At 71.6% G+C, this 14,746-nt stretch carries 13 protein-coding genes and 1 tRNA gene; 9 read left to right on the top strand and 5 right to left on the bottom strand.

Annotated features, from left to right (window positions below; all coding sequences use genetic code 11):
- Positions 1-120: 120 nt before the first annotated feature.
- Together LUZ64_RS13535 and LUZ64_RS13530 are read left to right on the top strand one after the other, a co-directional pair.
- The gene (locus LUZ64_RS13535) at positions 121-324 is read left to right on the top strand and encodes a hypothetical protein (RefSeq protein ID WP_095581714.1); all 204 of its coding nucleotides are present in this window, start codon (positions 121-123) and stop codon (positions 322-324) included.
- A gap of 245 nt (positions 325-569) precedes the next feature.
- Positions 570-773 carry an antitoxin gene (locus tag LUZ64_RS13530; protein WP_095581715.1) on the top strand — a complete coding sequence of 68 codons (204 nt, stop codon included), beginning with the start codon at positions 570-572 and terminating at the stop codon, positions 771-773.
- A 105-nt stretch (positions 774-878) separates the two neighbouring features.
- Here the strand turns inward: LUZ64_RS13530 and LUZ64_RS13525 are convergent, their stop codons facing one another.
- Both LUZ64_RS13525 and LUZ64_RS13520 read right to left on the bottom strand, forming a co-directional pair.
- Positions 879-1,436 carry a GNAT family N-acetyltransferase gene (locus LUZ64_RS13525; RefSeq protein WP_095581716.1) on the bottom strand — a complete coding sequence of 186 codons (558 nt, stop codon included), beginning with the start codon at positions 1,434-1,436 and terminating at the stop codon, positions 879-881.
- Between the two features lie 59 nt (positions 1,437-1,495).
- On the bottom strand, positions 1,496-2,095 hold the full coding sequence (locus LUZ64_RS13520) for a GlcG/HbpS family heme-binding protein (RefSeq protein ID WP_095581717.1): 600 nt from the start codon (positions 2,093-2,095) through the stop codon (positions 1,496-1,498).
- Between the two features lie 350 nt (positions 2,096-2,445).
- Here LUZ64_RS13520 and LUZ64_RS13515 point away from each other — a divergent pair, with 350 nt between their 5' ends.
- From LUZ64_RS13515 to LUZ64_RS13500, 4 genes are all read left to right on the top strand, one after another.
- Positions 2,446-3,651 (top strand): sensor histidine kinase, encoded by a 1,206-nt coding sequence (locus LUZ64_RS13515; RefSeq protein WP_372472059.1) that lies wholly within the window; start codon positions 2,446-2,448, stop codon positions 3,649-3,651.
- Positions 3,648-4,346, top strand: coding sequence for a response regulator (locus LUZ64_RS13510; protein ID WP_170116761.1), 699 nt, complete (start codon positions 3,648-3,650; stop codon positions 4,344-4,346). Before LUZ64_RS13515 ends, LUZ64_RS13510 begins: the two co-directional genes overlap by 4 nt.
- 564 nt (positions 4,347-4,910) lie before the next feature.
- Positions 4,911-6,458: a M4 family metallopeptidase gene (locus LUZ64_RS13505; protein ID WP_372472064.1), complete on the top strand. Its 1,548-nt coding sequence runs from the start codon at positions 4,911-4,913 to the stop codon at positions 6,456-6,458.
- Between the two features lie 293 nt (positions 6,459-6,751).
- Complete coding sequence (locus tag LUZ64_RS13500; RefSeq protein ID WP_232390471.1) at positions 6,752-7,249, top strand: hypothetical protein; 498 nt, start codon at positions 6,752-6,754, stop codon at positions 7,247-7,249.
- A gap of 155 nt (positions 7,250-7,404) precedes the next feature.
- Here LUZ64_RS13500 and LUZ64_RS13495 read toward each other — a convergent pair whose 3' ends face one another.
- A complete protein-coding gene (locus LUZ64_RS13495; RefSeq protein WP_232390472.1) occupies positions 7,405-8,178 on the bottom strand; it encodes a pentapeptide repeat-containing protein in 774 nt (257 codons plus the stop codon).
- Positions 8,179-8,291: 113 nt separating this feature from the next.
- Here LUZ64_RS13495 and LUZ64_RS13490 point away from each other — a divergent pair, with 113 nt between their 5' ends.
- Positions 8,292-9,299: a zinc-binding dehydrogenase gene (locus tag LUZ64_RS13490; RefSeq protein WP_095581276.1), complete on the top strand. Its 1,008-nt coding sequence runs from the start codon at positions 8,292-8,294 to the stop codon at positions 9,297-9,299.
- A 216-nt stretch (positions 9,300-9,515) separates the two neighbouring features.
- Here the strand turns inward: LUZ64_RS13490 and LUZ64_RS13485 are convergent, their stop codons facing one another.
- Entirely contained in the window at positions 9,516-10,670 is a 1,155-nt protein-coding gene (locus LUZ64_RS13485; RefSeq protein ID WP_095582328.1) for an aminopeptidase P family protein, read from the bottom strand.
- 223 nt (positions 10,671-10,893) lie between these two features.
- On the opposite strand from LUZ64_RS13485, the gene LUZ64_RS13480 reads away from it, so the two are divergent.
- The gene (locus LUZ64_RS13480) at positions 10,894-13,062 is read left to right on the top strand and encodes an MMPL family transporter (protein WP_107426642.1); all 2,169 of its coding nucleotides are present in this window, start codon (positions 10,894-10,896) and stop codon (positions 13,060-13,062) included.
- 60 nt (positions 13,063-13,122) lie between these two features.
- On the opposite strand, the gene LUZ64_RS13475 is transcribed toward LUZ64_RS13480, so the two are convergent.
- Positions 13,123-13,195 (bottom strand) — tRNA-Thr (locus LUZ64_RS13475).
- A gap of 200 nt (positions 13,196-13,395) precedes the next feature.
- On the opposite strand from LUZ64_RS13475, the gene LUZ64_RS13470 reads away from it, so the two are divergent.
- Entirely contained in the window at positions 13,396-14,532 is a 1,137-nt protein-coding gene (locus LUZ64_RS13470; protein WP_095582329.1) for an ABC transporter ATP-binding protein, read from the top strand.
- Positions 14,533-14,746 lie beyond the last annotated feature (214 nt).

Raw genomic sequence — 14,746 nt, 5'->3', positions numbered from 1 at the left:
GCCCGGCACGGGGGACCGTACGGGCGCGTAACCACGGGCTCAGCAGCGGAGTTGGGCAGGGACGGGGCGGGTACACAGTTACCCAAGGAGGGGAACCCGTGGAGACAGGACACGCGCACCATGGACGACGGCAACGGCGACTCGCTCGAACGGATCCTCGCCGCGGCGATCGGCGACAGGGACCACGAGCACGAGCGATGCCCGGAGTGCGGTCATGCGCTCCATGTCGTCGTCGCGGCGGAGAGCCCCGGGGACGCCACCTCGCCGGTGGTCGTCCGCGGAGTCTGCCCGAACTGCCCCAGAGGGCTGAGCACGGGCGGCTGATACGCCCGCTCGCGATACCGCCGCTCGCGATGGCCTGCCCGAACTGCCAGAACATGATGCAGTCGATGGGCAACGGTGTGTACAAGTGCTGGAACTGCGGATACACGAGCACCGGCTGACACACCCCTCACGCCCTCCGGGCCCCGCGCGCCGTCCGGGGGCTCCCGCGCGCCGTTCGCCGGAGGTGCGGTCCCGCCGGAATGCGGAGATGCTGGGTGCGTCAGCGTTCCGTGAGGAGGACTGTTATGTCCATGCTCGACAAGCTCAAGGGTCTGCTCAAGGGACACGAGGATCAGGCCCGCCAAGGCGTCGAGAAGGCCGGTGACGCCTTCGACGCCAAGACGCAGAACAAGTACCAGAGCCAGGTCGACACGGCCCAGCAGAAGATCAACGAACAGCTCGGTACGCAGGAGAAGCCCGGAGGCGAGCAGCGCCCTCCGCAGCCCTAGCCCGCAGGGCAGCCGTGGCCCCGCGTGGTAGCCCTGGCCCCACGCGGCAGCCCTGCCCCCCGCGCGGCAACAACCCGGGCCCGCGCGCCCCGGCGCGAGGCGGCTTCACCAGAGCCGGTCGGTCTCGCCCGGATACAGCTCGACGCGGCTGTGCCGGAAGGCACCCGCGTCGCGCTTCGCCCGCTCCGTGAAGAACCCGGCCAGCGTGACCTTGTCGAAGCCGGGCCCGTCGCTGGGGAACGGATCGCCCGGGGTGCCGCCGACGAGGACGGCGCCCTCCAGGACGTCCCAGCCGGCCCGCTCGTAGAAGCGCCGCAGCGGGCGGTCGCAGGTGAAGAGGCCCAGGTCCGCGCCGCTCTCCCCGATCGCCTCACGAGCGGCGGCCACGAGCCGCCGGCCGTACCCCTTGCCCTGGTGCGCCACGTCCGTGACGACGGCGCTCAGACCGGCGGCGCGGTACGGCCGACCGCCATGGGTGATCCGCTTGGAGAGGATGTCCAGCGCGGCCGGTACGTCACCCTCCGGGGAGACCAGCAGCATGGTGACGGGCCGCAGCGCGGGGTCGTGCGGCCCACCGCCCGGCCACGCCTGCTCACGCAGGGCGTCGGCGCGGGCGCGCAGCTCCGTCGGTACGTCCTCCTCGGCGAAGGTCAAGATCTGCACTGTTCCCCTTTGCGCCCGCGCCCGGACGGGGGCTCGGCCCCCGCCGCGTCCCGCGCAGACTAACCGAGCGCCGCGACACCCGCCTGGGCGAACTTCTCGTCCAGGTCGCCGCTGGGCGCGCCCGCGACGCCGATGCCCGCGACGGGACCGCCCTGCGCCTGCACCGGCGCGCCACCCGGGAGGAACAGGGTGCCCGGGATGTCCTTGAGGTTCGGGGCGTTCTGGAGGCGCTTGACCAGCTCGGAGGTGGGGGCGTTCCAGGAGACGGCCGTGAAGCCCTTCCGGACGGCCGACTCGTACGACTGCGGGCCCGCGCCGTCGCCGCGCAGGGTCACCAGGGTGTTGCCGTTGCGGTCCACCACGGCGACGGAGACCTTCTGGCCCTCCTTCTTCGCGGCGGCCAGGGCGCCCTGTGCCGCCTTCGTGGCCGCGTCCAGCGTCAGGTGGGTCGACTGCGTGAGGTGCTTGCCCTGCGCGGGGGCGCCGGCCTTGGCTACGGCCGGGGCGGCCGGGGCGGCGACGGCCACCGCCCCGAACGTACCGGCGGCGGCCACGGCCACGGCGGCACCGCCGGTGATCAGCCGGGCGCGGGTGGACAGCTTCCGCTTCTTCGCGGGCTGGGCGGTGGTCACGTCGTGGGCGGTGGGCGTGTTCGTCATGGCGGACTCCCTGTCACTGCGGCTGTCGCCGGCTATGGCTGTGGCTGTGGTTCCGGCCGTGGCCGGCTCCGGGGCTGTCGCTGAGGCTGCGGTCCGGCGGTCGCCGTAGCGACGTGCCGTGGCCGTGGCCGTGGCCGTGGCCACCGGATCGTGCCGGGCCGCCCCGGGTCGTCCCGGGGCGGCTCCGGCCCGCCCTTCCATCCTTGGCGCGGCCCGCCCCCCGGGCATCGGCGTCCCGGCTGCTCCCGCGTGGCCCCTCGTCGGACCCGGGGGTCGACCGATCGGATGATGCGGGCGCGGCCCGCGCGGGTTAGAACGGTCTGGACCCCATCCCTCCGGCGAGGAGCACCGTGCGCCACCCCGATCCAGACGTCGCCGCCGACCCCGACGGACGTCGCTTCGGCGCGGTGATGCACGCCGCCTTCTTCCTCCTCCTGGGCGCCTCGTTCGCCCGCTTCCTCATCCGTCACCCCGGCGAGCCCCGCACCCCCTGGATCGTCGCCCTCAGCGTCACACTGGCTCTCCTGCACCTCATGGGCGCCGTGCGTCCCCTCGGCCGGGCACGGCAGCGGCTGTGGCTGGGGGCGGTCGTCGCGGTGTGGGCGGTGCTGGTGGTGCTCGCGCCGAGCTTCGCCTGGTGCGCGGTGCCGCTGTTCTTCACGGGCCTGCGCACCCTGCCCACCCGGGCCGCCCTGGCCCTGGTCGTCTTCCTCACCACGCTCGTCGTCGTGGCCCAGCTGCGGCTCGCCGACGGCTTCGACCCCAATCTGGTGCTCGCGCCGCCCGCCGTCGCGGCGATCGCCACGGCCGTCCTCGTCCGCACCCAGCGGCAGTCGGCGCGGCAGCGGTCGCTGATCGAGGACCTGCTGCGGACCCGCCGCGAACTGGCCGCGACCGAGCGGCGCGAGGGCGCGCTCGCCGAGCGGCAGCGGCTGTCGATGGAGATCCACGACACGCTCGCGCAGGGGCTGTCCAGTCAGCGGATGCTGTTGCAGGCGGCGGAGCGGACCTGGGACTCCGACCCCGGCGCGGCGCGCCGCCACGTCCGTACGGCGGCGGAGGTCGCGGCGCGCGGGCTGGCCGAGGCCCGGCGGTTCGTGCACGACCTGGCGCCGCCGCAGTTCGACGGCGGGCTGGGCCTGGAGGACGCGCTCCGGGAGCTCGCCGGCGAGCGTGGCGAGGAGACCGGTGCCGCCCCCGAGGTGCGGTTCCATGTCGACGGCACGCCCGTACCGCTGCCGGAGCGGGTGCGGTCGGCGCTGCTGCGGATCGCGCAGGGCGCGTTGGCGAACGTACGGGAGCACGCCGGCGCGACCACGGCGGCGGTCACCCTCAGCTATCTGGGTGATCAGGTGGTCCTGGACATCGCCGACGACGGGCGGGGGTTCGATCCCGCCGCGCCCGCGCCGGCCGCCGGGGAGCGCGGGCACGGGCTGCCCGCGATGCGGGCCCGGGTGCGCCAGCTCGGCGGGACGCTCACGGTGGAGTCCGCGCCCGGTGAGGGCACCGTCCTGTCCGCGGCCGTGCCGATCGCCTCGCCCTTGGAGACGTCATGAACACGCCGCCGGAATCCACCGTGCCGGAACCCCCCGCGCCCGGACCCTCCGCTCCGGTACGCGTCCTGCTCTGCGACGACCACGCCGTCGTACGGGCCGGACTGCGCGCGCTGCTGGCCAGCGCCCCCGGTGTCGAGGTGGTCGGGGAGGCGGGCGACGGCGCGGAGGCCGTGACGCTGGCGGCGCGGCTGCGGCCCGCCGTCGTGCTGATGGACCTCCAGCTCGGGGCCGGGATGGACGGTATCGAGGCGACCCGGCGGATCGTCGCCGACGCGGCCGGACGCGGCGGTTCCGCGGGCCCTTACGTCCTGGTGCTGACGACGTACGACACGGACGCCGACATCACGCGCGCGATCGAGGCGGGCGCGACGGGCTATCTGCTGAAGGCGGAGCGGCCCGAGGAGCTCTTCTCCGCCATCCAGGCCGCCGCCGAGGGGCGGACGGCGTTGTCGCCGCCGGTGGCGGGGAGGGTGATGGCCCGGATGCGGGGGGCCGTTCGGCCCTCCCTGACGGAGCGCGAGCGTGACATCCTCGGGCAGCTCGCCCGTGGCCTCGGGAACCGTGAGATCGCCCGTGCGTTGTTCATCAGCGAGGCCACTGTGAAAACCCATTTGGGCCGTATCTACGACAAGTTGGGGGTCGACACCCGCTCGGGCGCGGTCGCCGTGGCGAAGGAGCAGCGCCTGCTGCCCTGAGCCGGTACGACACCACCGGCGCCGCGCCGACTCGACACCGGCTCGGCACCGGCTCGACACCGGCACTGCGCCGACCCGACACCGGCGCCGCACCCTTGACAGCTTCGGCAGCGCGGTTCCTGACGCCCCCTTCGTTCCGGTACGCCCCTTCGCTCCCCGCTTTCGGCTTGCATGCAATTTCGCTGCTCCGTATGCAATCGCATCCAATCCTGATCGCGGAACGCCCATACGTGACAATCCAAGTCCGGACCAACGGGGTGCAGTTCACCGCATAGCGGAATCAATCCACCGCTCAACGGAGAAGGGCAGGTCAAATCCTTGTTGCGCCCCTGTCAATGTCTTCCAATCGGTGGCACTCTCTCCTCAATTCGCTCCTGCACCACTCCTGCACCACCCAGGCTTCACCTTTGCTTCATCGGGCGGCCGATGACCTCGGCTGCCCCAACCCCCCATACAGGGCCATGGATTCATGGCCCGCCTGTTTAGGAGTCAGAGTTGAGAAGCATCACCTCCACCTCCCGCAAGAACACCCTGCGTGCCGCCGCCCTGGTCGCCTCCGCCGCGATGGTCGTCGTCGGCGTGCAGAGCGGCGCGGCGAGCGCCTCCGCCGACCGCGCCACCGGCGCCCAGCAGCTGACGCTCTCGGCCGACCAGCGGGTCGCCGCGATCAAGGGTGCGCAGACCGACGCGGCCTCCACCGCCGCCAAGATCGGTCTCAGCGGCAAGGAGAAGCTCGTCGTCCGTGACGTCATCAAGGACGCCGACGGCACCGTGCACACGCGCTACGAGCGCACCTTCGACGGCCTGCCCGTCCTCGGCGGCGACCTCGTCGTCCACGAGGCCAAGAGCGGCAAGCGCAGCGTCGACAAGGCGACCGAGGCCGACATAGCCGTGCCCACCACGACGCCGTCCCTCGCCCCCGCCGCGGCGAAGAAGAGCGCCCTGAGCGCCGCCGCCGAGGAGAAGACGGCCAAGGCCGACACCCAGTCCCCGCGCAAGGTCGTCTGGGCCGCGAGCGGCAAGCCCGTCCTCGCCTACGAGACCGTCGTCACCGGCGTCCAGAAGGACGGCACCCCGAGCAAGCTGCACGTCATCACCGACGCGGCCACCGGCAAGAAGCTCTTCCAGCGCGAGGGCGTCCACACCGGCACGGGCACCAGCACCTACAGCGGCAAGGTCAACCTGACCACGACGAAGAGCGGGACGACCTTCCAGCTCAACGACAGCGCCCGCGGCGGCCACAAGACGTACGACCTCAACCAGGGCTCGTCCGGCACCGGCACGATCTTCACCGACGCCGACGACGTCTGGGGCGGCGGCCGTCAGACCGCCGGCGTGGACGCCCACTACGGCGCGGCCACGACCTGGGACTTCTACAAGAACGTCCTCGGCCGCAGCGGCATCAAGAACGACGGCAAGGGTGCCTACTCGCGCGTCCACTACGGCAACGGCTACGTCAACGCCTTCTGGGACGACGAGTGCTTCTGCATGACGTACGGCGACGGTGAGAACAACGCCAACCCGCTGACCGCCCTCGACGTCGCGGCCCACGAGATGACGCACGGCGTCACCTCGGCGACCGCCAACCTGAACTACAGCGGCGAGTCGGGCGGCCTGAACGAGGCCACCTCCGACATCTTCGGCACCGCCACCGAGTTCTTCGCCAACAACTCCTCCGACACCGGTGACTACCTCATCGGCGAAGAGATCAACATCAACGGCGACGGCACCCCGCTGCGCTACATGGACAAGCCGAGCAAGGACGGCGCGTCGAAGGACTACTGGTCCTCCGGCCTCGGCAACACCGACGTCCACTACTCGTCGGGCCCGGCCAACCACTTCTTCTACCTGCTGGCCGAGGGCAGCGGCGCGAAGACGATCAACGGTGTGAGCTACAACAGCCCCACCTACAACAACTCCAAGATCACCGGCATCGGTCGGGACAAGGCCACCAAGATCTGGTACAAGGCCCTGACCACGTACTTCACCTCCACCACCAACTACAAGGCGGCCCGCGCCGGCACCCTGAAGGCCACCGCGGACCTCTACGGCGCCACCAGCACGGAGTACAAGACGGTCGCTGCGGCCTGGACCGCGATCAACGTCAAGTGACCGCCTGACCGAAGGACGGCCCCGACGCCGGGCGACCGGCGCCGGACGGCCCGTCCCACCGCCGGCGACGGCTCGACACCGGGTGACCGGTGCCGGACGACCGACGCCGGACGGCCGGCACCGGGTGGTCGGCACCCGGTGACACCCCGCCCGCCCGACCCGGTCACCGTGCGGTGACACCCCCCTCCCATGATCACCGCACCCCGCGCCCCCCACCGCCTCCACAGGTGGGGGGCGCGGACCCGTTCGTACACGTTTACGCGCGGACCCGGCGGGCGTGACACCATCGAGTCGTGATCGACCTCGGCTACTCGCTCTCGCGCCGCTTCCCCGACCCCCCGCAGACGGATTACCGCACCGCGGACGTACGGACGCTGCGCCACGACCTCTTCTGCGGCGACGTCTACATCGCCGACGTGAAGACCGACCGCGAGCTGTCCACAGCCTGGGGATGGGTGCCCGTGCTGGACTTCGCGTGGGCGCTGTGCGACGTGATCGAGCAGGTCGACCGCGATCCCCGGGGCAACCGGGCGTCCACCCCGCAGTTCGCCGAGCTGGACTTCACCGAGTCCACCGACTGCATGCTCTTCGAACGGCGCTTCGGCTGGGTGGAGGTCTCCGCCGACTGGATGCCGGCGGACGAGCCCGCGCTCACCTTCAACCACAAGGCGCTGCGCCGCGAGGCCCGCGACTTCCTGCACGACCTGATCGCCGACCTCTCGGATATGCACGAGGGCCTCGCCGACAACCCCGTCGTCTGGGACCTCCAGAGCCGCTTCCCGCGGGTGTGACACCGCGCGGCAGCGCGGGACGGGGGTCCGGGGGCTCGCCCCCGCAACGCGGCGGAGCCGCACATCGGATGCGGCGGGAAGGGGCGGGCAGGGGAAAGCCCCCCCCCGGGCACCCCGGCGCCTATGACCGGCCCCAGCCCTGACCCACCGCCCCCTCAGCCCACGGCCACCGCCTCCACCCGCACCCCCAGCTGCGCGGCGAACGCGGGTGCCAGGTCCAGCAGCTGCGCGGGGCTGATGACCGCCCCCGACAGCCGTTCGATCCCCCGCTCGACGTCCAGCTCGGCGGCCTCCCGCAGATCGACGTCCTTCATCCGGGCGGCCGTGAAGTCCACGCGGCGCAGCGCGCAGTCGCGGAAGACCACCCGCTCCAGGCTCGCCCCTCCGAAATCCGCCTCCGAGAGCACACAGCCCTCGAACGTCACGTCCCTCAGGCTCGCCTTGCGCAGATTCAAATAGTCGATCTTGCCGCCGCGCACGACGACCCGCTCAAGGACACCGCCGTGCAGCTGGACCCCGCCGAGCCGGGCGTCCGTCAGCTCCACGTCCCGCAGGGTCGCCTCCGCCAGGTCCGTGCCCACCCCGCGGATGCCGTCCAGGACGCAGTCCACGAAGCGGACCCGGGAGAGGCGCGCCTCGTCCAGGGCGCAGCGCTGGATCCGGCAGTCCATGAAACGGGCGCCCCGGGCCCGCTGGCCCACGAAATCCGCCTCGGTGAACTCCAGGCCGTCGTAATCCCCCTCGGGCTCCAGGTCGGATCCCCCGTACGGGCGTAGCGGAGGCAGCCTCACATCTGGCAGCCTGGCCGTCGGGGCCGCCTTGCGCGCCGTCTTCCGGTGTGGGGCGGCGCCCCGCGCCCCGCCTCGCCCCGCGCCTCGTGCCGTGCCGTGTGTCCCGCCCGCCGTGCCCGCCTCGCCGTCGATCGCCATGGATCCACCGTGGCACAGGGCACTGACAACGGCCTTGACCTCAAGCGCGATCGAGGTCGAAGACTCGTGTGCGTGCCTCAGGTACGCACCGGCCCACCCCGAGGGAGCACCGCATGCACGCCGTCCGACTCCACGCCTTCGGCCCCGCCGAGAACCTCACCTACGAGCGGACCGCCGACCCCGAGCCGGGCCCCGGACAGGTCCGGGTGGCGGTGACGGCGGCGGGCGTACACCTGATCGACACCGCGCTCCGCAAGGGCACCACGAAGGGGCCGTACGGGCCGCCCGAGCTGCCCACCGTCCCCGGCCGCGAGGTGGCCGGCACGGTGGACGCGCTCGGCGAGGGCACCGACCCCTCGTGGCTGGGCCGCCGCGTCGTCGCCCACCTCGGCATGGTCCCCGGCGGCTACGCCGAGCTGGCCGTGACCGACGCCGGCAACCTGCACGAGATCCCCGAGGGGCTGCGCGAGGACCACGCCATCGCCATGGTCGGCACCGGCCGGATGGCCCTCGACATCCTCTCCTTCCGGGAGCCGGCCGCCGACGACGTCGTCGTGGTGCTGGCCGCAGCCGGGGGCGTCGGCGCCCTCCTCGTCCAGCTCGCCAAGGGCGCGGGCGCCCGCGTCCTGGGCCTCGCGGGCGGCCCCGCCAAGGTGGAGCGGGTGCGCGGCCTGGGCGCGGACGTGGCTCTCGACTACACCCGGCCGGACTGGGCCGACGCGGCCCGCTCCGCCCTCGGCGACGCCGGCGCCACCGTCGTCTTCGACGGCGTGGGCGGCCCGGCCGCGCGCGCCGCCGTCGGCCTCCTCGGCACGGGCGGCACGCACGTCGCCTACGGCTGGGCCTCGGCCGTCACCACCGGCGAGACCCCCGATCCGGTCCTCACCCCGGCCGAACTCGCGGCCCGCTCCCTCACCTCGCACGACGTCCTCGGCGACCCGATGATGAAGCGGGTCGGCGGCCCGGAGGGGATGCGGCGGCTCCGGGCGGAGGCGTTGCGGCGGGCGGCGGCGGGTTCGTTCACTCCGCTGATCACGCGCTTTCCTTTGGCGGAGGCGGCGGAGGCGCATCGCGCGTTGGAATCGCGCGGGACGGTGGGGAAGGTTGTGCTTATTCCGTGACGGTGGATGGGGCGGGGGCGGGGGCCGCTGCGCGGGGCTCTTTCCCCACCCCGCCCCTTCCCGAATGTCCTCAAGCGCCGGACGGGCTGAAAATCAGCCCGTCCGGCGCTTGAGGACCGGGGTCCGGGGCGGAGCCCCGGTTACGGGAAGGGGCGGGGCTGGGGAAAGGCCCGCCGCAGGCGCCCACCCGCACCCGGCCGTAATCCCCACCCCGCCTCAAGCCACGACCCGCATCCCCCGATCCGTATTGTTGAGCCGCCGCCCCGCCGAATCCGTGCACGTGACAATGTCCTCGATCCGTACACCGAATCGCCCCGGCAGGTAAATCCCCGGCTCGATCGAGAAACACATCCCGGGAACGAGCGGCAAATGCTCGCCCTCCACCAGATACGGCGGCTCGTGCGTCGTCACCCCGATGCCGTGCCCGGTGCGGTGGATGAAGTATTCGCCGTAACCGGCCGAGCGGATCACCCGCCGTGCCACCCGGTCGATGTCCTGGCAGGCCACGCCGGGGCGCACGGCTTCGAACGCCGCCTGCTGCGCCTCGCGCACCACGTCGTGGACCTTGCGCTCCTCGGCGGACGGCTCACCCACATGGACCGTGCGCGTGGTGTCCGAGCCGTAGCCGTCCAGCAGGCCGCCGAAGTCCATCACGACCATGTCGCCGGTCTCGATGACCCGGTCGCCCGCGTCATGGTGCGGGTTGGCGCCGTTGGGGCCGGAGCCCACCACCGTGAAGTCGACCTGGCCGTGGCCGTTCTCGCGCAGCAGCCGCGCGAGGTCGGCGGCCACCTCTCGCTCCCGCCGCCCGGCGAACCGGAGCTTCACGATCTCCTCGTACGTGGCGTCCGCCGCGGCGCCCGCCGCCGCCAGCCGGTCCACCTCGTACGCGTCCTTGACCGCCCGCAGCATCGGCAGCACCTCGGTGAACGCGCCGTACACCACCTCCGGACGCTTCCGCTGCAACGCCAGCAGGTGCAGCGCCCAGGCGTTGTCCGAGACGCCGTAGCGCCCGCGCTCGTCGAGCAGCGGGGCCAGCGCGGCGTACGGATCCTGGCCGTCCGTCCAGCCGGTGACCGTCAACGCCCCGGCGCCCGGCGCGCGTTCCGCGTCGGGCCGCTCCAGCGCCGGCACGATCAGCTGCGGCCGCTTGCCCCGGGTGAGCAGAAGCGCCGTCAACCGCTCGGAGGTGTGCGGCCGGTAGCCCGTCATCCAGGCGAGGTCGGGACCCGGAGTGACGATCACACCGGCCAGGCCCGCGTCGGCGGCCGACACGGCGGCGCGCTCCATCCGGGCGGCGTAGACAGCGGGGCCGGCGGGGTCCGCGGACCCGCCGGACGGCTTGCCGGAGGCGGCAGTTGTCTCACTCATGGAGGCAGAGTAATCCGGAGGGAGGCGGTCGGCGGAGCATTTCTCTACCCCACGGTGGAGAGCCCCTCATCCGGCCGGATGAGACGCCCCCCGACCCAGGACCGATTTCCCCCTGATTCCGTTGTGACCACGGAACTTCCGGCCCTAGCGTGTTGTCGCCCGTACCGAACTCTTATCCAGTCGTTCTTCCGCCGGGCGCTGAATCACACGTTGAAGGAGCACCATGTTCCGAGCGATCGGTCGGTTCGCCGTCCACCGACCTTGGCTGACCATTGCGGGGTGGCTCATCGCCGCCGTGGCCCTGGCCATGCTCGCCCCGGGCCTGAAGTCGACCACGGATGAAACGGAATTCCTCCCTTCGCATTACGAGTCCGTACAGGCAGGAAAACTTCAGGAAAACGCCTTCCCCAAGACCGAACAGCCCTCGGCCATCGCCGTCTTCCAGCGCGCGGACGGGGGCAAGCTCACCCCCGCCGACAAGACCGACGTCGCCAAGATCGCGGCCGGCCTCCAGGACAAGCACCGCAAGGGCATAGCCAAGGTGGCGACCAGCCCCCAGGCCGTGTCCCCCAACGGTGAGATCGCCCTGGCCAACATCGTCGCCGACAGCGACAAGGGCAAGAACCCCGCCGACGAGACCGTGCCCAACGCCGTCAAGGACCTCCGCGAGGACGCCAAACCGCTCCTCAAGGACACCCAGTTGAAGATGGGCATCACGGGTCAGGCGGCGACCGCGCTCGACTCCAGGGAGTCGTCCGGCGACACCGACGCCATGATCATGATGGCGACGCTGGTCCTCATCGTCGTCCTGCTGCTCGTCATCTTCCGCAGCCCGCTCATCGCCCTGATGCCGGTGCTCATCATCGGCGTCGTCTTCATGGTCGCCCTCGGCCTGATCGGCACCGCGGCCGACCTCGGCGGCCTCAAGGCCGACAGCTCCATCTCCGCGATCCTGATCGTCGTCCTCTTCGGCGTCGGGACGGACTACATCCTCTTCCTCCTCTTCCGCTACCGCGAGGAGCTGCGCGCCGGGGCCCAGCCCAAGGAGGCGCTGGTCAACTCCGTCGCCCGGGTGGGCGAGACCATCGCCTCCGCCGCCGGCGCCGTCATCGTCGCCTTCCTCGCCCTGCTGCTGTCCACCATGGGCATGATGCGGGCGATGGGCCCCTCGCTCGCCATCTCGGTCGCCGTGACCCTGGTCGCCGCGCTGACGCTCGTGCCCGCCGTCTTCTCGCTCCTCGGCACCAAGGCGTTCTGGCCCTCCAAGGCGTGGAAGAAGCGGCCCCGCACCCGTGTCGCCGACGGCCTCGGCTCCATGGTCGCCCGCCGGCCCGGCGTCATCGCCGCCCTGTCCGCGGCCGTCCTCGCCGTCCTGGCCGTGGGCACCTTCAGCTTCAAGGCCGAGTTCGACACCGACAGCTCGCTCTCCTCGAAGCTGGAGTCCGTCCAGGCCATGAAGGACCTCCAGCGCGGGTTCTCCGCCGGACAGTCCGACCCGGCGATGGTGTACGTCCAGTCCAAGGCCGGCACGCCGCTCGACAAGGGCGCCCTGGACACGTACAAGACCAAGCTGGAGGGCATCGAGGGCGTCGGCTCCGCCACCTTGACCACGACGAACCCCGAGGGCACCGTCGCGCAGTACAGCGTCGTCCTCAAGTACCGCCCCACCGAAGACAAGGCCATCGAGCTGGCCGGCGGCCCGCTGCGGGACGCCGCGCACGCGGCGGCCCCCGAGGGGTCCAAGGCGCTGGTCGGCGGCACCTCGGCCGTCCTCGCCGACGTGGAGAAGGCCGTCAACCACGACTACAAGCTGGTGTTCCCCGTCGCCGGCCTCGCCATCATGATCATCCTGGGCCTGCTGCTTCGCAGCCTCGTCGCGCCCGTCTACCTGATGATCTCCGTCGCCCTGGGCTTCACGGCGACCCTCGGCGCGACGGTCTGGCTCTTCCAGGACCTCCAGCACAAGAACGGCCTGCTGTTCATGCTGCCGGTCATCGTCTATCTCTTCGTCGTCGCCATCGGCACCGACTACAACATCCTCATGGTCGCCCGGCTCCGCGAGGAGGTCCGCCGCGGCGTCCCGGCCCGCGAGGCCATCCGCACGGCCGTCGCCCGCTCGACGCCGACGATCGCCTCGGCGGCGGTCATCCTCGCCGGCACGTTCGGCGTCCTGATGCTGGCCGACAACTCCATGCTCCAGCAGATGGGCTTCGCGGTCGCCTTCGGCATCCTGCTCACGGCCTTCGTCATGGCCATGCTGCTCGTGCCGACGATCACGTCCCTGCTGGGCCACAAGGCATGGTGGCCGGGCCACCAGGACGCGCCGCGGGTGACGCCGCCGGCCCGGCCGGGCAGCCCGACCTGGGCCGAAGCCGAGGAGGCCCGCCGCTAGAGCGGCCCCCGGAAACGCGAGAACCGCAGGTCCCGTCCGGGACCTGCGGTTCTGTGCGTGAGCCGACTGTCGGGTTCGAACCGACGACCTTCGCTTTACAAGAGCGGTGCTCTACCAGCTGAGCTAAGTCGGCGTGTGCGATGCAGTCTACCCAGACTCGGCCCGTGGCCCAGCCATGAATTTTTCGCCCGTCCATGGCCGTCCCTGGCCGTCCACTGCTGACAACCGCCCCCGCCCCGGGTACCGTCACCCGCAACCCCGTCCAAATGGACTGGACCACTCCCTCTACTCGGATCGTCCGGCACGTTCCTGCCGGTGAAGGGACACACCACCATGGCCACGGTCACGTACGACAAGGCGACCCGCCTCTACCCGGGCGCCGACAAGCCCGCAGTCGACCAGCTCGACATCGCCATCGAGGACGGCGAGTTCCTGGTCCTCGTCGGGCCCTCCGGATGCGGCAAGTCCACCTCCCTGCGGATGCTCGCCGGGCTGGAGGACGTCAACGGCGGCGCCATCCGCATCGGCGACCGCGATGTGACGCACCTGCCCCCGAAGGACCGGGACATCGCGATGGTGTTCCAGAACTACGCGCTCTACCCGCACATGACCGTCGCCGAGAACATGGGTTTCGCCCTGAAGATCGCGGGCGTCAACAAGACGGAGATCCGGCAGAAGGTCGAGGACGCCGCGCGGATCCTGGACCTCACGGAGTACCTGGGCCGCAAGCCCAAGGCGCTCTCCGGCGGCCAGCGGCAGCGTGTCGCGATGGGCCGGGCCATCGTCCGGGAGCCCCAGGTCTTCCTGATGGACGAGCCGCTGTCGAACCTCGACGCCAAGCTGCGCGTGCAGACCCGCACCCAGATCGCGGGGCTCCAGCGCCGCCTCGGCATCACCACGGTCTACGTCACGCACGACCAGGTCGAGGCCATGACCATGGGCGACCGGGTCGCGGTCCTCAAGGACGGTCTGCTCCAGCAGGTCGACTCGCCGCGCAACATGTACGACCGCCCGGCCAACCTCTTCGTGGCGGGCTTCATCGGCTCGCCGGCCATGAACCTGGTCGAGGTGCCGATCACCGACGGCGGTGTGAAGTTCGGCAACAGCGTGGTGCCCGTGTCGCGCGAGGCGCTGTCCGCCGCCGCCGACCGGGGCGACCGCACGGTCACCGTCGGTGTCCGCCCGGAGCACTTCGACGTGGTCGAGCAGAACGGCGCCGCGGCGCAGTCGCTCAGCAAGGAGAGCGCGGGCGCGCCCGCCGGTCTCGCCGTCACCGTCAACGTGGTGGAGGAGCTGGGCGCCGACGGATATGTGTACGGCACGGCCGAGGTCGGCGACGACCGTAAGGACCTCGTGGTTCGCGTCAACGGCCGCCGGGTCCCGGAGAAGGGCTCCCAGCTGCACGTCGTCCCGCGCGCCGGTGAGCTGCACGTCTTCTCGACGTCCTCGGGCGAGCGACTGAGCGACTGACCTTACGGACCACCCCGGGCCTTGATCGCCCCGCGCCGCTCCCGGCGCGGGGCGATGCGTATTTTCCCCCTTGACGCAACAGATCATCATGTGTCGATAAATATCTACACGCACCGCGCGTTTCGATCATCGTTCGTCAACTTCACGCCCGCCCACTCGCGCAAATTCCTCACTCGACCGGGTGACTAAATGTCGCCCTATCGTTACCCCTCGC

Origin of the sequence: Streptomyces albireticuli, from assembly GCF_021228125.1 — a bacterium.
Lineage (GTDB): Bacteria > Actinomycetota > Actinomycetes > Streptomycetales > Streptomycetaceae > Streptomyces > Streptomyces albireticuli.
The sequence above is the reverse complement of the archived record's forward strand: the minus strand, read 5'-3'. Positions and strand labels throughout refer to the sequence as shown.